Below are 19614 nucleotides of genomic sequence, written 5' to 3'. Positions count from 1 at the left end.
GGCAATTGCGCGGGATACCTGGAATAGTTGGGGCGGAACGCACAGGACCAAGGCGAAAGCGGGGATGTTGGTGACTTCGACTGACGGTGTGAGCGGGGTAAGCACGGTGAAGGATGCACCGCCCTCGCCTCCGAACACCCTCGAGCGCGATGTCCAGACCCTGGAAAAGGCGATCTACGAAGTCAAGCGGGTGATCGTCGGTCAGGATCGGCTGGTCGAGCGGCTGTTGGTCGGTGTCCTCGCCAAAGGTCACGTCCTGCTGGAGGGCGTGCCGGGTATCGCCAAGACCCTGGCCGTCGAGACCTTCGCGAAGGTGGTGGGCGGCAGCTTCTCGCGCGTGCAGTTCACCCCGGATCTGGTGCCCACCGACCTCGTGGGTACCCGCATCTACCGGCAGGGCCGCGAGGAGTTCGACACCGAGCTGGGCCCGGTGGTCGCGAACTTCGTGCTCGCCGACGAGATCAACCGCGCGCCCGCCAAGGTGCAGTCCGCGCTGCTCGAGGTGATGGCCGAGCGGCACGTGTCCATCGGCGGCAAGACCTACCCGATGCCGAATCCGTTCCTGGTCATGGCGACCCAGAACCCGATCGAGTCGGAGGGCGTGTATCCGCTGCCGGAGGCGCAGCGCGACCGCTTCCTGTTCAAGGTCGTTGTGGACTACCCCTCCGTCGAGGAGGAGCGCGAGATCATCTACCGGATGGGTGTCACCCCGCCGGAGGCCAAGCGGGTGCTCGATCCGGAGGAACTGGTCCGGCTGCAGAGCGTGGCGGCCAATACGTTCGTCCACCACGCGCTGGTCGACTACGTGGTCCGCGTGATCGCCGCGACCCGCAAGCCCGCCGACTTCGGCATGCAGGACGTGGCCGGCTGGATCTCCTACGGCGCCTCGCCGCGCGCCTCGCTCGGCATCATCGCCGCCGCTCGCGCGGTCGCGCTGATCCGCGGCCGCGACTACGTGGTCCCGCAGGATGTCGTCGAGGTGATCCCGGATGTGCTGCGCCACCGCCTGGTGCTGTCCTACGACGCCCTCGCCGACGAGGTCAGCCCCGACGATGTGATCAAGCGCGTGCTGCAGACCGTCGGCCTGCCGCAGGTCGCCGCCCAGGCCAATGCCCCGGCCGGCGCCCCCGCGCCCGCCGCCGCCCCGATGCCCGCCCCGCCGCAGCCGCCGGTGATGGGCCCGCACGGCGCCCCGCAGCAGCCCGGCGTGCCCGCCCAGGGCATTCCGCAGCCGCTGCAGCAGGGTATTCCGCAGCCCCCCAACGGTCAGGTGTCCGGAGTTCCCGGTCAGCCGCAGCCGAAGTGAGGCCGGTCTCGGAATCGATTGCGCCCGTGACGATCTCACCTCCCAGCGGCTCCACGCACGCCCCGCCCTCGTTCCGGCAGGGGCAGCTGACCGACCCGCGGTTGTCGGCGGCGTTGAAGACGCTCGAACTCACCGTGCGCCGACGCCTGGACGGCGTGCTGCACGGTGACCACCTGGGCCTGATTCCCGGCCCCGGCTCCGAACCCGGCGATGCCCGCATGTATCAGCCGGGCGACGATGTGCGGCAGATGGATTGGTCGGTCACCGCCCGCACCACCCATCCGCACGTGCGGCAGATGATCGCCGACCGCGAACTCGAGACCTGGCTGGTCATCGATCTGTCGGCCAGTGTCGACTTCGGTACCGCGCTGTGCGAGAAGCGGGATCTGGTGGTCGCCGCGGCGGCCGCGGTCACGCATCTGACCAGTGGCGGCGGCAACCGGATCGGTGCGGTGGTGGCCAATGGTCAGCAGCTGATCCGCATTCCGGCCCGCAGCGGCCGCGTGCACGAGCAGGCGATGCTGCGCAAGATCGCGACCACCCCGCACGCTCCCGACGGGGTGCGCGGTGATCTGAGTGAGGCCATCGAGGCGCTGCGCCGTCCGCAGCGCAAACGTGGTCTGGCCGTGGTCGTCTCCGATTTCCTCGGGGACATCGACTGGCAGCGTTCGCTGCGCGCCATCTCCGGCCGCCACGACCTGCTCGGCGTCGAGGTGCTCGACCCGCGCGATCTGGAACTCCCGGATGTCGGCGATGTGGTCCTGCACGACCCGGAGTCGGGCCGGACCCGGGAATTCAGTGTGACCCCCACGCTCCGTGCCGATTTCGCGCGCGCCGCGCAGCGTCATCGCGACCAGGTCGAGCAGGCGCTGCGCAGCTGCGGTGCGCCGGTGATGACCCTGCGCACCGATCGCGACTGGATCGCGGACGTGGTGAGATTCGTGTCGACCCGGCGCCACACCTTCGGCGCCCCGACTGCCGGGCGGGTGCCGCGACAGTGAGCATTGGCAATGTCACTTTGAGCCTTTCGCATTTCACGGCGCAGTACTGGCTGGGATTCCTGGCCGTGCTGGCCGCGATCGCGTTGATCTACATCCTGATCCAGCAGCGGCGGCGAAAGCACATGCTGCGCTTCGCCAATATGGATCTGCTGGAGAAGGTCGCACCCTCGCAGCCCAAGCCGTGGCGGCACATTCCGGTGGCGCTCACCCTGGTGGGCCTGATCTTCCTGACCTTCGCCGCCGCGGGTCCGACCGCGGCCAAGAGAGTGCCGCGCAACCGGGCCACGGTGATCCTGGTGATCGACGTGTCGCTGTCCATGGAGGCGACCGACGTGCCGCCCAGCCGAATTCAGGTGGCCAAGAAGGCCGCCAAGGAGTTCGCGGACAACCTGACGCCCGGTATCAACCTGGGCCTGGTCACCTTCGCCGGTACCGCGTCGGTGCAGGTGTCGCCGACGACCAACCGGGAAGCGGTGAAGGCGGCCATCGACAATATGAAGCTGGCCGAGCGCACCGCCACCGGAGAGGGCATTCTCACCGCCCTGCAGTCGATCGACACGCTGGCGTCGGTGCTGGGCGGCGCGGAGAAACCGCCGCCGGCCCAGATCGTGATGATGTCCGACGGTAAACAGACCGTTCCGGACGACAAGGACGTCGAGAACCCTCGCCACGGCTTCACCGCCGCGCGGCTGGCGAAGGAGAAAGGCGTTCCGGTGTCGACGATTTCGTTCGGCACCACCTGGGGCACCGTCGAGATTCCGGATCAGGACGGCAAGGGGTCGCAGCGGGTGCGGGTGCCGGTGGACGACGATGCGCTGCGCGAGATCGCGAAGTTGTCCGGGGGCGAGTTCTTCACCGCCTCCACGCTCGAAGAACTCAAGAACGTCTACGGCCACTTGGAAGAACAGATCGGCTACGAGACCACCATGGGCGACGCCAGCCGCCCGTGGCTGCTACTCGGCCTGCTGGTGACCGCCGGTGGCGTGCTCACGGCCCTGCTCTATCGTCAGCGTCTGCCGTAAGTCGGTACCGCGCGCCGAGTCCCGAACACGAACAGATAGGTTTGCCTTTATGTCGAACATCACATCCCGGTCGGTACTGGTGACCGGCGGTAACCGCGGCATCGGTCTCGCGGTCGCCCAGCGCCTGCTCGCCGACGGACACAGGGTCGCCGTCACCCACCGTGGGTCCGGTGTGCCGGAAGGTCTTTTCGGTGTGAAATGCGATGTGACCGATAGCGAGTCGGTCGATCGGGCGTTCTCCGAGGTGGAGGCGCACCAGGGTCCGGTCGAGGTCGTCGTCGCCAATGCGGGCATCGTGGACAATGTCCTGTTCATGCGCATGAGCGAGGAGTCGTTCTCGAAGGTCATCGATGCCAACCTGACCGGTGCGTGGCGAGTCGCCCAGCGCGCCAATCGCAATATGCTCAAGAACCGCTTCGGCCGCATCGTCTTCCTCGGCTCGGTGGTCGGCCAGATGGGTTCGCCCGCACAGGTCAGCTACGCGGCGTCGAAGTCCGGTCTGGTCGGTATGGCGCGCGCCATCACCCGTGAGGTCGGCAAGCGCAACATCACCGCGAATGTGGTCGCGCCCGGTCTGATCGACACCGACATGACCCGCGAGGACATGACCGAGGAGATGCGCAAGTCCGTGCTCGACTTCATCCCCGCAGGCCGCATGGGCCAGGTCGAGGATGTCGCGGCGGCGATCAGCTTCCTCGTCTCCGACGACGCCTCCTACATCTCCGGCGCGATCATCCCCGTCGACGGCGGTATGGGCATGGGCCACTGAGCCTTTCGCTCAGAGACCTACCCTGACCAGAAACCTCAACCCCAGCATTTTCACAACGAGGAGAACCGACCAACCCATGGGTGGATTGCTCGACGGCAAAACCGTCCTCATCACCGGCATCATCACCGATTCTTCCATCGCCTTCCACGCGGCCGCGGTCGCGCAGGAGCAGGGCGCGAAGGTGATCATCACCGGTATCCCGGAGCGCCTGCGGCTCATCGACCGCATCGCCAAGCGCCTGCCGCAGGAGGTCCCCCCGGCCATCGGCCTGGACGTGACCAATGAGGAGAACCTGGCCGAGCTCGCCGACAAGGTCCGCGAGCTGGCGCCCGAGGGCATCGACGGTGTGCTGCACTCGATCGCGTTCGCGCCGCGCACCCTGATGGGCCCGGAGGCCCTGCCGTTCCTGGACGGCCCCGGTGCCGACGCCGCCAAGGCGTTCGAGATCTCGGCGTGGTCCTACGCCTCGCTGGCTCGCGCCGTGCTGCCGGTCATGAACGAGGGCGGCTCCATCGTGGGCATGGACTTCGATCCGCGCACCGCGATGCCGTACTACAACTGGATGGGTGTGGCCAAGGCCGCGCTCGAGTCGGTGAACCGGTACGTGGCGCGAGAGGTGGGCGGGGCCAAGAAGGTTCGCTCCAACCTGATCGCCGCGGGGCCGATCAAGACCCTCGCCGCCAAGGCCATCGCGGGCACCGCTACCGATGACGCCAAGCAGCTGAACATGCTCAACACCTACTGGGACGGCGCGTCCCCGATCGGCTGGGATGTCGACGACCCGACGGTCGTCGCCAAGTCCGTGGTGACCCTGCTGTCGGATTGGCTGCCCGGCACCACCGGTTCGATCATCTACGTCGACGGCGGCGCCAGCCACAACACCTGGTTCCCCGCGGACGGCTTCGGCGCGAACTGAAGCGCTGAGACTCGAGCATCGAAGGAGGAGAGCAGTGGCTGCGGAGCCCACGGCTCGTGAAGTGGACGCCCTGCTACTGCTGTCCTTCGGCGGTCCCGAGCGCCCCGAGGACGTGATGCCGTTCCTGGAGAACGTCACTCGGGGCCGGGGCGTGCCTCCGGAGCGCCTCGCCGAAGTCGCGCAGCACTACCTGCACTTCGGCGGGGTATCGCCGATCAATGCCCTGAATCTGGACATCATCAAGGCCATCGAGGCCGAATTCGCTACGCGCGGTATCGATCTGCCGGTGTACTTCGGCAACCGCAACTGGCATCCGATGGTCGAGGAGACCGTCGAGCGCATGCGCGCGGACGGGATCCGGTCCGCACTGGTGTTCCCGACCTCGGCGTGGGGCGGGTATTCCGGCTGCCTGCAGTACCACGAGGACATCGTGCGCGCCCGGGCCGCGGTCGCCGACGCGCCCGAATTGGTGAAGCTGCGCCAGTATTTCGACCATCCGCTGTTCATCGATGCCTTCGCGGACTCGATCCGCGCGGCTGTCGCGGAATTGCCTGCGGACAAACGCGAGTCCGCTCGCCTGGTCTTCACCGCCCACTCGGTGCCGGTCTCGGCCGATGTCGCCTCCGGCCCGCCCGCCGAGCAGCACCTCTACAGCCGCCAGGTCGCCGAGGCGTCCCGATTGTGCGCTGCCGCAACCGGATTCGACAACTACGACCTGGTGTGGCAGTCGCGTTCCGGCCCGCCGCAGATCCCGTGGCTGGACCCCGACATCGTCGACCACCTCGACACCCTCGCCGAGCGCGGCGTGGACGCGGTCGTGGTGTGCCCGGTCGGCTTCGTCTCCGATCACCTCGAGGTCATCTGGGACCTGGACAACGAGGCGAAAGAGCGTGCCGCCGAACTGGGTATGGCCTTCGCGCGCGCCGCCACGCCCGGCCCGGACCCGCGCTACGCGCAGATGGTCGCCGACCTGGTGGACGAGTACCGCACTGCCGCCGCTCCCGCACGCCTGAGCGACATCACCGCCCTGGGCTGCACCGTCAACGGCGTGCCCTGCGTCGTGGGCTGCTGCGCCCTCCCACCGCGCCGACCCGCGGTGGCACCGGCGGCCGCCGAATTGTAGTCTCGCCCAGGTGACTACACCCGGACGCGGAACCCCGCAACGTCGTCAGCCCGCCTCGAGCGGTGCCGCCGCCCGCAAGCAGCGCACCTTCGGTCCGCCGGACATGTTCGTCTGGGCGCCGGTCCTGACGCTTTTCCTCGCCGCCGGTATCGTCGGCACCATCGGCCAGTCCATCGGCTTCGCCGCCGCCTTCGTCGGTGTCGCCGTGATCATGCTGGTAGCCGACATGTGGTTCAACCGCTGACACAGCACATTCGGCATTACTCGAGGACGTTGACCGCGCGGGCGATGACCAGGCTCGCGGCGATGAGTGAGATCGCCGATCGGACCATCATCAGGGTTTTCGCCCAGCGGGACATGGGCATCACGTCGGTCGGGCTGCGCTGGCGTTGGTGAAGGACAGGTAGAGGCAATCCGGAAATTGCGATGGCGATGAATTGCGCGGGCAGATAGAACTGCACGACCAGGATCCCGACGATGGCGGCGGCGGTCGCGCCCACCCCGATTCCCCTGCTCTTCGCCGCGCCTACGCTGGCACCTGATCGTCGTCGGTCTCGTTCCCGGTCGCGCTCACGCTGGTGAGTACGCCCGGCAGCCAAAGGTGACAGAAGTATGACGCGGGGTTGAGGGTGGACTTTCCGGCAGGCAGGGTGGGTTGTAGCTGAGGCCGATCAAGGAGGTCATGTGGCACGGGAGTACAACCGGAATCCGGCGGCTGTGGCCGCGCTGTCGCCTGAGCAGTATCACGTCACCCAGGAGAACGGGACCGAGCGGGCGTTCACGGGCGAGTACTGGGACAACCACGAGCCTGGTATCTACGTGGATGTGGTGTCCGGTGAGCCGTTGTTCGCGTCGACGGACAAGTTCGAGAGCGGATCGGGGTGGCCGAGTTTCACCAAGCCGATCGACAACGCCAATGTGGTCGAGAAACGGGATCTGAGCCACTTCATGATCCGGACCGAGGTGCGTTCGTCGCACGGCGACAGTCATCTGGGCCATCTGTTCACCGATGGGCCGCGTGATGCGGGCGGGCTGCGCTACTGCATCAACTCGGCGTCGCTGCGGTTCATCCACCTCGACCAGCTCGAGGCCGAGGGCTACGGGCAGTACAAGTCTCTGTTCACGAAGGAGGAAGCGTGACCGACACGCGGAAGGCCATTCTGGCCGGCGGATGCTTCTGGGGCATGCAGGATCTCATCCGGAAGCAGCCGGGTGTGCTGTCGACCCGGGTGGGCTACACCGGTGGTCGCAACGACAACCCGAACTATCGCAATCACCCCGGGCACGCGGAGGCGGTGGAGATCGTCTATGACCCGGCGCACACGGATTACCGTGCGCTGCTGGAGTTCTTCTTCCAGATCCACGATCCGAGCACCAAGGATCGGCAGGGCAATGACATCGGGACGAGCTACCGCTCTGCCATCTTCTACCTGGACGACGAGCAGAAGCGGGTCGCGGAGGACACCATCGCCGACGTCGACGCCTCCGGCCTGTGGCCGGGCAAGGTGGTCACCGAGGTGACCCCGGCGAGCACGTTCTGGGAGGCCGAGCCGGAGCACCAGGATTACCTGGAGCGGTTCCCCAGCGGCTACACCTGCCACTTCCCGCGGCCGGGCTGGAAGCTGCCGAAGCGACAGGCCACGGCGTAGATCCGAGCGGGCCTCATCGGGGTGTGTCCCCGATGAGGCCCCTTTTTGTTCCACAAACTAGTTGCGCAGAAACTAGTTGCGTGGATACTATTGCTGCAGGCGGTCGCGAGGGTGATCGAAGGAATCGGGGAAGGCAATAGTCATGAACGGCATCAAGAAGGCACTGATCATCGGCGGCGGCATCGCGGGCCCGGTGACCGCCCTCGCGCTGCAGAAGGCCGGTATCGAGGCGACGGTGTACGAGGCGTACCCGGCGGCGGCCGACACCGGCGCGATGCTCACGGTAGCGCCGAATGGTCTTGCGGCACTGGGGATCATCGGCGCGGACAAGCTTGTCGAGGCCGCCGGGCACCCGCTGCACAGCATGGTGATGGAAACCGGCGCGGGCCGCACGCTCATGCGGGTCGACGCGCTGCCCGGCCTGCCGCCGAGTTGCACCATGCTGCGCTCGGACCTGTTCCGGGTGCTGCACGACCACGCGGTCGCAAATGGCATCACCATCGAGCACGGCAAGCGGCTGGTCGACCTCGAGCAGACCGAGACGGGCGTGATCGCGCAGTTCGAGGACGGCACCACGGCTACCGGCGACATCCTGATCGGCGCGGACGGCATCCACTCCACCGTGCGCAGCCTGATCGACCCGCAGGCCCCCGGCCCGGAGTACACCGGCCTGATGAGCTTCGGCTTCGGTGAATTCACCCCGGACGGAAGGCTTTCCGACGGCGGCGAGGGCGATATCGAGGCCATGCACTTCGCCTTCGGGAAGCGCGCGTTCTACGGCTACTGGCGTCAGCCCAACGGCAAGCACGTATTCTTCAGCAATTTCCCGCAGGAACAGCCCATGACCCTCGCCGAGGCGAAGGCCGTGCCCGCCGAGGACTGGCTGGCGAAGCTGCGCGCCGCCCACGTCGGCGACACCCCCGGCGAGCAGCTGTTCGCCGAGACCAGTGTCGAGGACATGATCGTCACCGGTCCGATGGAGCGGATGCCCCACGTGCCCAACTGGTTCCGCGGTCGCGTGGTCCTGGTCGGCGACGCCGTGCACGCCCCGTCCTCCAGCTCGGGCCAGGGTGCGTCGCTGGCCATCGAGTCGGCCGTCGAGCTGGCCCGCTGCCTGCGTGACATCCCGGACCCCGCAGCGGCTTTCGCGGCCTACGAGCGCCTGCGCCGCCCCCGGGTCGAGGACATCTCCGACAATGCCGCCAAGACCAACAACGGCAAGACCTCCGGTCCCGTCGCCAAGGCCCTGTTCGGCCTCATGATGCCCCTCGCGACCCGCACCTTTCTCAAGCCGGAGAAGATGTTCGGTCCGGTCCACCGTTTCGTCATCGACTGGGACGCAACGGTTATCGCGTGAGTCGAACACAGTGATCCCCGGGGATTCACCTGTTCCGTGCGCCGGTCAGCGCCGTAGCGACCGGTATCCGGCCCAGAGCAGCAGGCCCGCGCCCACCACGACGAGTGCGCCGCCGAGGTAACTCCACTCGGAGTGCCCGGTCATCGGCGATCCGTGCAGGGAACCGGCGCCCTGCACGATCCAGATCACTCCGACGACGCACAATACGACGCCGATCACGGCTGAAACAATCCGCCCCATGACGACTCCTCGGTGGCCTGATCTCAGCATAGGAGTTCGAGGCGTTCATCGGGCCGAGCGACGGGACACACGGCCGTGGCCACTGGGAGTGGCGCGACAACGGCTGGCGCTGGCATCACGACCGTGACGAGGCCCCGGCGCCGACCCCGTGGAACCCCTTCGGCAGCCTGTGACCGTTCCTGATGCCATCCCGCGCACCCATGCGGCGCGCGGGATGGCTGAACGCTGTGGTTCTCGCGATGGTCAGCCGTTGGCCAGCGACCGGGCGATGACCAGGCGCTGGATCTGGTTGGTGCCCTCGAAGATCTGGGTGATCTTGGCCTCGCGCATGTAGCGCTCGACGGGGAAGTCCTGGGTGTAGCCGTAGCCGCCGAAGACCTGGACGGCGTCGGTGGTGACCTTCATGGCGGCGTCGGTAGCCGTGAGCTTGGCGACGCTGGCCTGGCGGGAGTAGGGGAGGCCGGCGTCGCGGCGGCGGGCGGCATCGAGGTACGTGGCGCGGGCGGAGTCGACGGCGGCGGCCATGTCGGCGAGGACGAAGCCGAGCCCCTGGTGGTCGATGATGGGGCGGCCGAAGGCTTCTCGCTCCTTGGCATAGGCGACGGCGTCGTCGAGGGCGCGCTGGGCGATGCCGGTGGCGACGGCGGCGATGCCGAGGCGGCCGGAGTCCAGGGCGCTGAAGGCGATCGGAAGGCCCTGTCCCGGTTCGCCGATGAGGCGCTCGGCCGGGAGGAAGACGTTGTCGTAGGCGGCGGTGGTGGTCGGGACCGCGCGCAGGCCCATCTTCTCCTCGGGCTTGCCGAACGACAGGCCCTCGGTGCCGGCGGGGACCAGGAAACATGAGATGCCGCGTGAGCCCTCACCGGTGCGGGCGAACAGGGTGTAGTAATCGGCCTTGCCGCCGTTGGTGATCCACGCCTTGGTGCCGGTGATCCGGTAGCCGCCCTCGGCCTCGACGGCCCGGCAGCGCAGGGCGGCAGCGTCGGATCCGGCGTGCGACTCGGACAGGCTGTAGGCGCCGATCAGATTGCCGGACAGCATCTCCGGCAGCCAGCGCTGCTTCTGCTCCTCGGTGCCGTAGGCGAACAGCGGATGGCACGACAGGCTGTGCACGCTCACCGCCACCGCGACCGCCGCCCAGCGTGCGCCGAGCTCCTCCAGCACCTGCAGATACACCTCGTACGGCTGCCCGGCTCCGCCGAACTCCTCCGGATACGGCAGGCTCAGCAGCCCCGCCGCTCCGAGCGCGCGGAATGCCTCGGCAGGGTAGCGCTCCTGCTTCTCGTACTCGACGACCTGGGGTTCGAGCACCTTGTCCGCGATATCGCGGGTGAGCTCGATGAGGTCGCGGGCTTCGGGCGTGGGCAGCAGGCGATCGACGGGCATGCTGGTCACATTACGACCGACACCCAATTGCGTGCAAGGGAGCACGCAATTTTGCAAGGCCGCTAGACTGACCAGGTGGTATCCGGTCTGCCCCCGAACAAGCATCAGGAGAAGAGCCTCCGCACCCGAGCGCTGCTGCTGGACGCGGCCATCGAGAGCCTGGCCGAGGTCGGGTACGCGAGCGCGTCCATCGCCGACATCACCGCCCGGGCCGGGGTGACGCGGGGTGCACAGCTACATCACTTCCACACCCGGCAGGAATTGTTCGCCCAGACCATCGAGCATCTGACGCAGCGGCAGGGGGAGGCGCTGCGGCGGCGGGAGCGGACCCTGCCGCGGGCAGCGTCGGCGGGGGAGGTGCTGGTCGAGCTGGTGACCGCGCCGTTCGCCGGGAAGCTGGGCAAGGCGGCAGTGGAGTTGTATGTCGGCATCGCCAATGACAAGGACCTGCGCCGGAACATGTTGCGGGTGCAGCACGACCTGACGATCGAACTGCTCGACGCCTGCGGGCGTTTCATCGTCGCGCCGCGTGAGCGCTTGGAGGCCGCGTTCTGGCTCACCATCAACCTGGTGCGCGGCGCGACCCTCGACGAGATGGTGGGGCGGGATCGCCTGCGGCGCAAGCAGGTTCTCGCCGATTGGGCGCGGCTCGCCGAGGGCATGCTCGGGTGAAACACGAACGTTCACGGTCGCGATAACCCGACCGTTGAATAGTTTGTGTGTGCCCGGCGGGCCGGGCACACCCTCGGGGGAGGGACGCCGTCGTGGCGATCAATCGGCGAAATCTGTTGCGGGCGGCCGGGCTCGGCGCGAGCCTGGCTGCACTCGGGGCGGCGACCGGCTGCGTACCGGAGGCGCCTGCCGCGGAACATCCTGCCGGACAGGTAGATTGGGTCACACTACGGCAGCGCCTGACCGGGACACTGAATCTGCCGTCCGACTCCGGTTATGCGACGGCGAAACTGGCCTACAATCCCGCATTCGATGCCCGGCAGCCTGCGGCAATCGCGCAGTGCGCCACGGCTTCCGATGTACAGGTCTGCGTCGATGCCGCGGCGAGCGCGAAGATCCCGGTGGCGGCGCGCAGCGGCGGGCACAGCTACGCCGGGTACTCGACACCCGACAAGGGCCTGGTCGTGGATCTGGGTGGGATGAGCGGGGTCGAAGTGAAAGCGGACGGCACCGCGGTCATCGGTGCGGGTACGCGGCTGATGGACGTGTACTCCGCGTTGGCTCGGGCGGGCCGCTGCCTCCCGGCCGGGTCCTGCCCGACGGTCGGGATCGCCGGGCTGACGCTCGGCGGCGGGGTCGGCGTGCTGGCCGGGAAGTACGGATTGACGTGCGACAACCTGGTTTCGGCGCAGGTGGTCACCGCGGACGGCACGGTGCGGACCGCCTCGGCGACCTCGGAACCCGATCTGTTCTGGGCGCTGCGCGGTGGTGGCGGCGGCAACTTCGGCATCGCCACCTCGTTCACTTTCCGGACCGTGGCGGCGCCGCAGCTGGCGGTGTTCCAGGTCCGCTTTCCGGCCGGATCGCTGACCGACGTGCTGGGCGCCTGGCAGACCTTCACCGCGTCGGCTCCGGACGAATTCTGGTCCACCCTCGGCATTTCCGCCGGGAGCCCGCCGACGTGCCGGATCAACGGCTGCTATGTCGGATCCGAGAGCGAGATGAACGGTCTCGTCGACAAACTGGTAGCAGCCGCCAAGACTCAACCGTCGAACAGGTATTCGCTGACCAAGGACTACCTACCGGCAATGATGTATTTCGGCGGGTGCGCCAATTATTCGGTGGAACAGTGCCGGCCGAATTGGAATGGCGGGGGAGTATTGGGCCGCGAATCGTTCACGGCCTCCTCGCGAGTGCTGACCAAGCCACTCTCCGACCCGAGTCGGCTGACCGCATTGCTCACCGGCCGCGAGGGTATGGATATTCTGCTGGACAGTCTCTCCGGGGCGCCCTCGCGAATCGGCGCGAAGGACACGGCTTTTCCGTATCGTGGCGCACTGGCGACCGCCCAGATCTATGTCGGCGCCGCCACGCCGGATGCCCGGAACGCAGTGAACGAGGTACGGGATCGGCTCGGTGACCTGACCGGGAATACGGCATTCGTCAACTACATCGACCCCGACCTGTCGAATTGGGGCAGTGCCTATTACGGCGACAACGCGTCTCGTATGCACGGCATCGCCGAGCACTACGACCCCAATGGCGTCTTCACCTTCGACCAGTCGGCGTCGAAGGTCTGACGGCTCAGAACGATGCGGGCAGCCGAGCGTAGACGGTCGGATAGCCGGCCAGGGCCGTCCCGCGCGCCCACGAGGTGACGCCGACCAACTTGCCGTCGATGAGCAGCGGTCCGCCGCTGTCGAATTCGGCGGTGTCGGCCTCGGTCGAGCCGGCGCACACCATCTCAGTGGCATCGAAGGCACCGGGGTAGGCGGCACCGCAGTCGGCGTCGGAGACGAATGGGACGGTGGCACGCATGAGCTTGGTGTTGAACAGGTCGTGGTCGGAGGTCCCGCCCCAGCCGAGCACGGTCGCGCTGCCGCCCTGCGGCGCGGCGATCGGCACGGTGGGCCGGTGCTGCGGGGTCGCGAGGGTAAGGATGGCGAGGTCGCGGTGGTAGACGTCGACGCCGCCGACCGTGTCGGTGCGGAAATCGGGGTGCAGGCGAACATCGGTGACGCTCACGGTGGTTCCGTCATGCGAGGTCAGGTCGCTGCGATCGAAGGTGACCGTCAGCGCCTGTGGCAGCAGCTGGGCGATCGCTACACAGTGGGCGGAGGTGAGCACCTGGTCGGGCGCGATGAGCGCGCCGCCGCAGAACTGGCCGGAGGCGCGGAGGAAGAACAGCGGGGTGCCGACGGCGGCGAGCCAGGGATAGTCGCCGGCCTGGGCTTCGGTGCCGCCGACCACGGCGTTCGCCGGGAGCGTGGCGGGGATGGCGCAGCCGATGAGCGCCGCGGCGAGCACGGCGATCCGGCGGGAGATCGACATTGGGCCATTCAAACAGAGATCGGGAGTTTCGACGAGCGGAGGTGTCGGTCCCCAGGAGTACGGTCGCGGACATGACGTCCTGGACCGAGTTCGCCAATGCCGCACCCCGCATCTCGACCATCTTCACCCGTCGTCACGCCGCCACTGGCAACCTGTGCATGCTCGCTACCCTCCGCAAGGATGGCTTCCCGCGTATCAGCCCGCTCGAACCGCGCATTTTCGAGGGTGAGCTATGGCTGGTCGGCATGCCGGGGACGAAGAAGTTCGCGGATCTCGCCCACGACCCACGCTTCTGCCTGCACACGGCGACGGTGGACACGCAGGTCAGTGATGGGGACGTGAAGATCTTCGGCACCGTGCACGACGTCCAGGATTCCGAACTGCAGCGGCGCTGGGCCGAGGACCTTTTCGCCGAGAGTGGGTTCGACCTGCGCGGCCGCAAGTTCGAGCCGTTCTACGCCGTCGACATCACGGGGGCATCGTCGGTCGAGATCGTGGACGGGCGCATGGAGGTGACGGCGTGGAAGCCGGGGCAGTCCGAGCACGTGGTCGAAGTCTCCGATGAAGCGGAACCAGCGACGACATAACGTGCAACATTGCATCGAGTGCAAACAAGCAAATGATGCAAGTGCGCATTGAGTGCCGAACAAGTGTGTGTTTCAGCGCTTTTCGGGGCTGGGATGCGGTGAGGAGTGGATGTGGTGATTGAAATCCACGCGCCGCGGAGCTATCGGGAGCGACCGTCGGGGGTCGGCGGCGCGGTGGTGTGGACTCGTGAGGGTGTCGCGGACACGGATCTGCCCGTGCTGCCGGACGGCAGCATGGATCTGCTGTGGATCGACGGGCGACTCTCGGTGGCAGGCCCGGACACCCGCGCATACCGTCCGCCGGCGGGATTCGCCGATCGGATCACGGGGATCCGCTTCTTCCCCGGCACGGCTCCGGCTCTGCTCGGGGTGCCTGCGCACGAACTACGCGACGCCAGAGCTGATCTCGCCGACCTGTGGTCGCCGGCGGATCTCCGCCGCGCATCCGAGTTGATCGCCAAGGCGCCGGATCCGGCGGTCGGCCTGGAGCTCATCGTGCGCTGGCGTGCAAGCGAGACCGACGCCGCGGATCCGATGGTGCGATTCATCGTGACCTCGCTGGGTTCGGGGATGTCGGTGTCGGCGACGGCCGAAGAATTGGGGACCGGGCCGCGGCGACTGCATCGACTCTCATTGGCGGCCTTCGGGTATGGGCCGAAAACTCTGGGCCGGGTGTTGAGGATGCAGCGGGCGCTGGCGCTGGCGCGGGGCGGGATGAAACTTGCGCAGGTTGCCGTCTTTGTCGGGTATTCGGATCAAGCGCATTTGACGCGGGATATTCGGGAGTTTTCCGACATGTCGCCCGGGCAATTGCTTGGTCTAGTGGAAATGTCCCCGGTCTGAATTTCCTTATATCACATGGTAATTCGCGCCGCATTGGCACGTGGCGGAGGTGGAATTGATGCATCCGAACGGGGAAGCACTCGACACGTGCGGCATCGCCGACCTGACAGCCGCCGTCGAGATCATGATTCCGACCACAATCACTGCCGCGGTGCGACCGCCGTCCCAGTTGCTGCCCCGATCGCAACCGCCGCAGCGGGCGCGATTGCGATTGCGATCGGCATATGTGACGGCGACCTTGGGCACAACCGGCCGCCGTTTGGACTGCGGTCGCGATCCATCACGTCGACCGCGACCGCAGACGCCACTGCGACCGGGATCGGTACCTGCGACAGCCTTCGCGATCGCACCGCCACCGCTGCTCGCTGTCCTCGCGGTGCTCGCGTCGGCGGCGCCGCCCGGCCAGTCGCACCCCTGCGCGTCCGGGTCTTGCCGTTTTACGCGAGGGCGGCGTAGAGGTCGACCCCATTCCCGTCCGGGTCGAGGACTGTGGCATACCGCTGGCCCCAGAACGCATCGAACGGCTTCAGCTCGGCTCGGTAGCCTGCGCCGATCAGCTCTTCGAACTTCTGGTCCACCCCGGCCGGCGAGCCGCAGTCGCACGCGAGGCCGATTCGCCCGGCCCCGGGCACGGCCTTCCAGTCCGGATGGAATGACCGGACTGTTTCCTCGGTGTCGAGCATGAGCTTGATACCGCCGCCCAGGTCGGCGTCCACGTGTGGCTGCTGCTCGGAGCCGTCGGCGAACTCCACTCCCAGACGCCGATAGAACTCCAGCGACGCACCCATGTCCGCCACCACGATCCCGATCACATTCAGTCGAATAGCCATACCCGAACGGTATGCGTCCCCATCGCGATCGGTCTTGAAGAAATCGGACAGTCAGCGGGCGTGGACCGCGGCCAGCCGTGCGGCCCGGATCGCGTTCCAGAGTGGTCGGAGTAGGGCCTCCTGTGCGGCCACGGCGGTGGCGGAGGTCGGGGCGGAGGCTGGTTCGCGTTCGGCGACGGTGAGGATCGCGGCCACCTGGTCGGCGGTGTCGAGGATCCGCCGGGCGCGCAGGGGCATCGAATCGGGGTACTTGTGTTTGGTATGTCCGGCTAGTTCGGCTTCGACGAGTTCGCGAGGCCCGACTCCGCCGGACCCGAGCCTGGTGGTCTGGAGCTGCTGGAGTGCGTCGGCGGCGTCGCGGACCGCCTCCCGCATGGTGTATTCGGCTTCGCCCAGCGGCATTTCGGGTACGTGCGCGAAGGGGATCGGGGTCGAGTAGACCCGCCATTGCAGTGCGTCGTCGTGGGTCCAGACCGGGACCAGCCCGGTGCCGGCCGATCCGGCGGTCCCGATCAGAATGCCTTCCTCGGCTTCGGTTGCGGCGGCGGCGAATTCGGTGCCGACCGGGAGTCCGCGCACGTCTCCGGGAATCGGCAGCACCAGCCGCATCTGCGCCTCGGGTCCGTCGATCGCTTCCCGGATGACCTTGAGCAGCACCATGATTCCCGCCCCGGCCACCGCGGCGGGCTCGTCGTCGGACGCCCACGGTAATCCGGTGTGTCCTCCGGTCACGGGATCCCCGGCGGCCACCGTCTGCTGGGGAGCCCAGGTACGCAACGCGTCCAGCACGTCGTCGGGGGCGCTGCGGCCGGCCAGCCAGGCGCCGGCCCAGACCGTCAGCGATGCACTCGGGGAACTCATGCATTCGAGGATAACTGGCGGGCTACTCCTGCTCCGTGACGAAATCGATCAGTCGTTCGACCGCGCCGATGAGCGGGGTCTCGAGATCGTGGTAGGAGTTGACCGCGTTGTAGACGCGCCGCCACCCCTCCTGCGGCGTGCCCCAGCGTAACCGCTGGCAGATGCCGGTTTTCCAGTCTTCCCCGCGCGGGACGTCGGGCCAGGCGGGGATGCCGACGGCCTGCGGGCGGACGGCCTGCCACACGTCGATGTAGGGGTGGCCGGTGACGAGGACGTGCGCGCCGAGGCCCTGGGTCAGGCCGGATTCCTTGGAGCCGGTGACCAAATGGTCGACCAGGACTCCGACGCGCCGGGTCGGTCCGGGCTGGAATTCGGCGAGTTTGGCGCCGAGATGGTCGAGGCCCTCGAGTTGTTCGACCACCACGCCTTCGACCCGCAGGTCGTGTCCCCACACCCGTTCGACCAGCGCGGCGTCGTGCACACCCTCCACCCAGATGCGGCTGGCCTGCGCGACGCGCGCCTTCAGTCCTTCGACGCGGGTGGATCCCGAGGCGGATCGGGTGGGCTGCTCGGGCACGGCGGCGGTCGGCTTCACGAGTGTCACCGGCTGCCCGTCGATCAGAAACGCGGCTTCCCGCAGCGCGAACAGCCGGACCCGCCCGCCGCGATCCTCGAGTTTGACGAACTCGCCGTCGTAGCTGCGATCGAAACCCACTACGGCGCCGCAGAATCCGGTGGCCGCGTCCTCGGCGACGAGGTCGCGTTCGGCGACCACGCGGGGCACCTCCCGTTTCTGCTTGCGCGCGTGCCCGGAGAAGATGTCGCCGTACCGTTGGTGCCCACTCACCGCGTGAAGGTTACCGGCGATGAGCGGGAATCCCTCTCGCGCCGCGCCCATTCCGATATGTCGGGTACGAAGCGCGGAGTGATCACGAATACCGGCCGTAACCCGCGATTACGGTTACTGTTGGTGGCGTGGCCGCAATAGTTTGGCTGGTCGCGGGGATTCTGCTCGCGGCAGCTGAGATGCTCACGGGCAGTCTCGTGCTGATCATGCTGGGTGTTGCCGCGCTCATCACTGCGGGCGCCAACGAGCTCACCGGCTCGTCGGTGCTCATCGACGCGGTGGTATTCAGTGTCTCGTCGATCGCTCTCCTGGTGCTGGTTCGCCCATTCCTGTTGCGGCGCTACGCAATTCCGCCGCCGCATCAGACCGGGGTGGACGCGCTGCCAGGGAAGACCGCGAAGGTGCTCGAGACGGTCGACGAGCACGGCGGTCGCGTGAAGCTCGGTGGCGAGGTGTGGAGCGCGCGTCCCTATGACGCCGCGGAGTCCTATCCCGTCGGTTCGACCGTGTACATCATGAGGATCGACGGCGCCCACGCCGTCGTCATGAAAGGGCCGTGATGGCTGTACTGATAGTCGCCGTCGTACTCATCCTCCTGGTCGTGGTAGTGGTCTTCAAATCGGTGGCCCTGGTGCCGCAGGCCGAGGCCGCCGTGATCGAGCGGCTGGGCCGCTATTCGCGGACGGTGTCCGGGCAACTGACCTTCCTGGTGCCGTTCGCCGATCGGGTGCGCGCCAAGGTGGATCTGCGCGAGCGGGTGGTGTCGTTCCCGCCGCAGCCGGTCATCACCCAGGACAACCTGACCGTCCAGATCGACTCGGTGGTCTACTTCCAGGTCACCAGTCCGCAGGCCGCGGTCTACGAGATCTCCAATTACATTGCCGCCGTGGAACAGTTGACGATCACCACGCTGCGCAACGTGGTCGGCGGCATGACCCTCGAAGAGACCCTGACCTCCCGCGACCAGATCAACAGCCAGCTGCGCGGGGTGCTCGACGAGGCCACCGGCCGCTGGGGTCTGCGGGTGTCGCGCGTCGAGCTCAAGGCCATCGATCCGCCGCCGTCGATTCAGGAATCGATGGAGAAGCAGATGAAGGCCGACCGTGAGAAGCGCGCCATGATCCTCACCGCGGAAGGTCAGCGGGAGGCGTCGATCAAGACGGCCGAGGGTCAGAAGCAGGCGCAGATCCTCGCGGCCGAAGGCTCCAAGCAGTCGGCCATCCTCTCCGCCGAGGGTGAGCGGCAGTCCCGCATCCTGCGCGCGCAGGGTGAGCGGGCCGCCGCCTACCTGCAGGCGCAGGGCCAGGCCAAGGCCATCGAGAAGGTGTTCGCCGCGATCAAGAACGGCAAGCCGACCCCCGAGCTGCTGGCCTACCAGTACATGCAGACCCTGCCGCAGGTGGCCAAGGGCGACGCCAACAAGGTGTGGCTGGTGCCCAGCGATTTCGGCAAGGCCCTCGAGGGCTTCGCGCGCGGTTTCGGCAAGCAGGGTGAGGACGGTGTGTTCCGGTACGAGCCGTCTGAGGACGGTGCGGCCGCGGAAGCGCCCGAGAACGATGCCGACGAGGTGGCCGACTGGTTCGACACCGCCACCGACCCGGCCACCCAGCGGGCCGTCCGGGCGGCCGAGGCGGACGCACGGACGCCGGTCGAGCCGGTCGGTTTGCCGCAGACCGCGACAAGGCCGCATCTGGAGCAGCGGCTCCCGCAGCAGCAGCCGGTACAGCCGCAGTACCGCCAGGAGCCCCCGGACCAGCGCTGGCAGAACCCGCCTGCGCCGCCGCGTCCGCTGGGCCACTGACGGTCCGGGGATCGAAGCAGAATCGAATCAGGAACTGAGCGGGGCCCTCTCGACACTGTCGAGAGGGCCCCGC

Annotated in this window: 23 protein-coding genes; 16 read left to right on the top strand and 7 right to left on the bottom strand. The window is 67.6% G+C overall.

Annotation, left to right across the window (positions count from 1 at the left end):
- Positions 1 to 64: 64 nt before the first annotated feature.
- The 7 genes from ABZ909_RS33095 (at position 65) to ABZ909_RS33065 (ending at position 6381) form a co-directional block, all read left to right on the top strand.
- The gene (locus ABZ909_RS33095; protein WP_357007577.1) at positions 65 to 1306 is read left to right on the top strand and encodes a MoxR family ATPase; all 1242 of its coding nucleotides are present in this window, start codon (positions 65 to 67) and stop codon (positions 1304 to 1306) included.
- Positions 1307 to 1332: 26 nt separating this feature from the next.
- Positions 1333 to 2307 (top strand): DUF58 domain-containing protein, encoded by a 975-nt coding sequence (locus ABZ909_RS33090; protein WP_357007574.1) that lies wholly within the window; start codon positions 1333 to 1335, stop codon positions 2305 to 2307.
- Positions 2308 to 2324: 17 nt separating this feature from the next.
- On the top strand, positions 2325 to 3329 hold the full coding sequence (locus ABZ909_RS33085; protein ID WP_357007624.1) for a VWA domain-containing protein: 1005 nt from the start codon (positions 2325 to 2327) through the stop codon (positions 3327 to 3329).
- A 49-nt stretch (positions 3330 to 3378) separates the two neighbouring features.
- Entirely contained in the window at positions 3379 to 4098 is a 720-nt protein-coding gene (fabG1, locus tag ABZ909_RS33080; RefSeq protein WP_357007571.1) for a 3-oxoacyl-ACP reductase FabG1, read from the top strand.
- A 76-nt stretch (positions 4099 to 4174) separates the two neighbouring features.
- Positions 4175 to 5014 (top strand): NADH-dependent enoyl-ACP reductase InhA, encoded by an 840-nt coding sequence (gene inhA / locus ABZ909_RS33075; RefSeq protein ID WP_357007569.1) that lies wholly within the window; start codon positions 4175 to 4177, stop codon positions 5012 to 5014.
- A gap of 34 nt (positions 5015 to 5048) precedes the next feature.
- Positions 5049 to 6137 carry a ferrochelatase gene (locus ABZ909_RS33070; RefSeq protein ID WP_357007567.1) on the top strand — a complete coding sequence of 363 codons (1089 nt, stop codon included), beginning with the start codon at positions 5049 to 5051 and terminating at the stop codon, positions 6135 to 6137.
- A 10-nt stretch (positions 6138 to 6147) separates the two neighbouring features.
- Positions 6148 to 6381: a hypothetical protein gene (locus tag ABZ909_RS33065; RefSeq protein WP_354849335.1), complete on the top strand. Its 234-nt coding sequence runs from the start codon at positions 6148 to 6150 to the stop codon at positions 6379 to 6381.
- Between the two features lie 16 nt (positions 6382 to 6397).
- Here ABZ909_RS33065 and ABZ909_RS33060 read toward each other — a convergent pair whose 3' ends face one another.
- Positions 6398 to 6637 carry a hypothetical protein gene (locus tag ABZ909_RS33060; RefSeq protein WP_357007564.1) on the bottom strand — a complete coding sequence of 80 codons (240 nt, stop codon included), beginning with the start codon at positions 6635 to 6637 and terminating at the stop codon, positions 6398 to 6400.
- 184 nt (positions 6638 to 6821) lie between these two features.
- Between ABZ909_RS33060 and msrB the strand changes: the two genes are divergently transcribed.
- From msrB to ABZ909_RS33045, 3 genes are all read left to right on the top strand, one after another.
- Positions 6822 to 7277 carry a peptide-methionine (R)-S-oxide reductase MsrB gene (gene msrB / locus ABZ909_RS33055; RefSeq protein WP_357007562.1) on the top strand — a complete coding sequence of 152 codons (456 nt, stop codon included), beginning with the start codon at positions 6822 to 6824 and terminating at the stop codon, positions 7275 to 7277.
- Complete coding sequence (gene msrA / locus ABZ909_RS33050) at positions 7274 to 7786, top strand: peptide-methionine (S)-S-oxide reductase MsrA (RefSeq protein WP_357007560.1); 513 nt, start codon at positions 7274 to 7276, stop codon at positions 7784 to 7786. Before msrB ends, msrA begins: the two co-directional genes overlap by 4 nt.
- 142 nt (positions 7787 to 7928) lie before the next feature.
- Positions 7929 to 9143, top strand: a complete 1215-nt coding sequence (locus ABZ909_RS33045) for an FAD-dependent monooxygenase (RefSeq protein WP_357007558.1) — start codon at positions 7929 to 7931, stop codon at positions 9141 to 9143.
- A gap of 45 nt (positions 9144 to 9188) precedes the next feature.
- On the opposite strand, the gene ABZ909_RS33040 is transcribed toward ABZ909_RS33045, so the two are convergent.
- Together ABZ909_RS33040 and ABZ909_RS33035 are read right to left on the bottom strand one after the other, a co-directional pair.
- Positions 9189 to 9383 (bottom strand): hypothetical protein, encoded by a 195-nt coding sequence (locus ABZ909_RS33040; protein WP_357007556.1) that lies wholly within the window; start codon positions 9381 to 9383, stop codon positions 9189 to 9191.
- A 243-nt stretch (positions 9384 to 9626) separates the two neighbouring features.
- Positions 9627 to 10769 (bottom strand): acyl-CoA dehydrogenase family protein, encoded by a 1143-nt coding sequence (locus tag ABZ909_RS33035; RefSeq protein WP_357007554.1) that lies wholly within the window; start codon positions 10767 to 10769, stop codon positions 9627 to 9629.
- Between the two features lie 75 nt (positions 10770 to 10844).
- Between ABZ909_RS33035 and ABZ909_RS33030 the strand changes: the two genes are divergently transcribed.
- Both ABZ909_RS33030 and ABZ909_RS33025 read left to right on the top strand, forming a co-directional pair.
- Positions 10845 to 11441 carry a TetR family transcriptional regulator gene (locus tag ABZ909_RS33030; RefSeq protein WP_357007552.1) on the top strand — a complete coding sequence of 199 codons (597 nt, stop codon included), beginning with the start codon at positions 10845 to 10847 and terminating at the stop codon, positions 11439 to 11441.
- 92 nt (positions 11442 to 11533) lie between these two features.
- Positions 11534 to 13021 carry an FAD-dependent oxidoreductase gene (locus tag ABZ909_RS33025; protein ID WP_357007550.1) on the top strand — a complete coding sequence of 496 codons (1488 nt, stop codon included), beginning with the start codon at positions 11534 to 11536 and terminating at the stop codon, positions 13019 to 13021.
- Between the two features lie 4 nt (positions 13022 to 13025).
- Here the strand turns inward: ABZ909_RS33025 and ABZ909_RS33020 are convergent, their stop codons facing one another.
- Positions 13026 to 13772 carry a serine protease gene (locus ABZ909_RS33020; protein ID WP_357007548.1) on the bottom strand — a complete coding sequence of 249 codons (747 nt, stop codon included), beginning with the start codon at positions 13770 to 13772 and terminating at the stop codon, positions 13026 to 13028.
- A 71-nt stretch (positions 13773 to 13843) separates the two neighbouring features.
- On the opposite strand from ABZ909_RS33020, the gene ABZ909_RS33015 reads away from it, so the two are divergent.
- Together ABZ909_RS33015 and ABZ909_RS33010 are read left to right on the top strand one after the other, a co-directional pair.
- Positions 13844 to 14359 (top strand): pyridoxamine 5'-phosphate oxidase family protein, encoded by a 516-nt coding sequence (locus ABZ909_RS33015; protein WP_357007546.1) that lies wholly within the window; start codon positions 13844 to 13846, stop codon positions 14357 to 14359.
- A 111-nt stretch (positions 14360 to 14470) separates the two neighbouring features.
- The gene (locus tag ABZ909_RS33010) at positions 14471 to 15202 is read left to right on the top strand and encodes a helix-turn-helix transcriptional regulator (protein WP_357007544.1); all 732 of its coding nucleotides are present in this window, start codon (positions 14471 to 14473) and stop codon (positions 15200 to 15202) included.
- A gap of 437 nt (positions 15203 to 15639) precedes the next feature.
- On the opposite strand, the gene ABZ909_RS33005 is transcribed toward ABZ909_RS33010, so the two are convergent.
- From ABZ909_RS33005 to ABZ909_RS32995, 3 genes are read right to left on the bottom strand one after another with little or no spacing between them, the layout of a single operon-like run.
- A complete protein-coding gene (locus ABZ909_RS33005) occupies positions 15640 to 16032 on the bottom strand; it encodes a VOC family protein (RefSeq protein ID WP_357007541.1) in 393 nt (130 codons plus the stop codon).
- Between the two features lie 51 nt (positions 16033 to 16083).
- A complete protein-coding gene (locus tag ABZ909_RS33000) occupies positions 16084 to 16893 on the bottom strand; it encodes a hypothetical protein (RefSeq protein WP_357007538.1) in 810 nt (269 codons plus the stop codon).
- Positions 16894 to 16915: 22 nt separating this feature from the next.
- Positions 16916 to 17740: a DUF3097 domain-containing protein gene (locus tag ABZ909_RS32995; RefSeq protein WP_357007536.1), complete on the bottom strand. Its 825-nt coding sequence runs from the start codon at positions 17738 to 17740 to the stop codon at positions 16916 to 16918.
- Between the two features lie 128 nt (positions 17741 to 17868).
- Here ABZ909_RS32995 and ABZ909_RS32990 point away from each other — a divergent pair, with 128 nt between their 5' ends.
- A complete protein-coding gene (locus ABZ909_RS32990; protein ID WP_357007533.1) occupies positions 17869 to 18300 on the top strand; it encodes an NfeD family protein in 432 nt (143 codons plus the stop codon).
- Entirely contained in the window at positions 18300 to 19541 is a 1242-nt protein-coding gene (locus ABZ909_RS32985; RefSeq protein ID WP_357007531.1) for an SPFH domain-containing protein, read from the top strand. The genes ABZ909_RS32990 and ABZ909_RS32985 overlap by 1 nt, the downstream gene beginning before the upstream one ends.
- Positions 19542 to 19614 lie beyond the last annotated feature (73 nt).

Source organism: Nocardia sp. NPDC046763, from assembly GCF_040645495.1.
GTDB lineage: Bacteria > Actinomycetota > Actinomycetes > Mycobacteriales > Mycobacteriaceae > Nocardia.
This window is presented reverse-complemented; position numbering and strand designations above follow the sequence as displayed.

What these genes read in the sequence shown, in the direction of transcription:
- ABZ909_RS33040 (WP_357007556.1), bottom strand. Translation starts at nt 9,383, where the DNA reads ATGGGGCGGATTGTTTCAGCCGTGATCGGCGTCGTATTGTGCGTCGTC.
- ABZ909_RS33095 (WP_357007577.1), top strand. Translation starts at nt 65, where the DNA reads ATGTTGGTGACTTCGACTGACGGTGTGAGCGGGGTAAGCACGGTGAAG.
- ABZ909_RS33020 (WP_357007548.1), bottom strand. Translation starts at nt 13,772, where the DNA reads ATGTCGATCTCCCGCCGGATCGCCGTGCTCGCCGCGGCGCTCATCGGC.
- ABZ909_RS33035 (WP_357007554.1), bottom strand. Translation starts at nt 10,769, where the DNA reads ATGCCCGTCGATCGCCTGCTGCCCACGCCCGAAGCCCGCGACCTCATC.
- fabG1 (WP_357007571.1), top strand. Translation starts at nt 3,379, where the DNA reads ATGTCGAACATCACATCCCGGTCGGTACTGGTGACCGGCGGTAACCGC.
- ABZ909_RS32985 (WP_357007531.1), top strand. Translation starts at nt 18,300, where the DNA reads ATGGCTGTACTGATAGTCGCCGTCGTACTCATCCTCCTGGTCGTGGTA.
- inhA (WP_357007569.1), top strand. Translation starts at nt 4,175, where the DNA reads ATGGGTGGATTGCTCGACGGCAAAACCGTCCTCATCACCGGCATCATC.
- ABZ909_RS33045 (WP_357007558.1), top strand. Translation starts at nt 7,929, where the DNA reads ATGAACGGCATCAAGAAGGCACTGATCATCGGCGGCGGCATCGCGGGC.
- ABZ909_RS33015 (WP_357007546.1), top strand. Translation starts at nt 13,844, where the DNA reads ATGACGTCCTGGACCGAGTTCGCCAATGCCGCACCCCGCATCTCGACC.
- ABZ909_RS33000 (WP_357007538.1), bottom strand. Translation starts at nt 16,893, where the DNA reads ATGAGTTCCCCGAGTGCATCGCTGACGGTCTGGGCCGGCGCCTGGCTG.
- ABZ909_RS33005 (WP_357007541.1), bottom strand. Translation starts at nt 16,032, where the DNA reads ATGGCTATTCGACTGAATGTGATCGGGATCGTGGTGGCGGACATGGGT.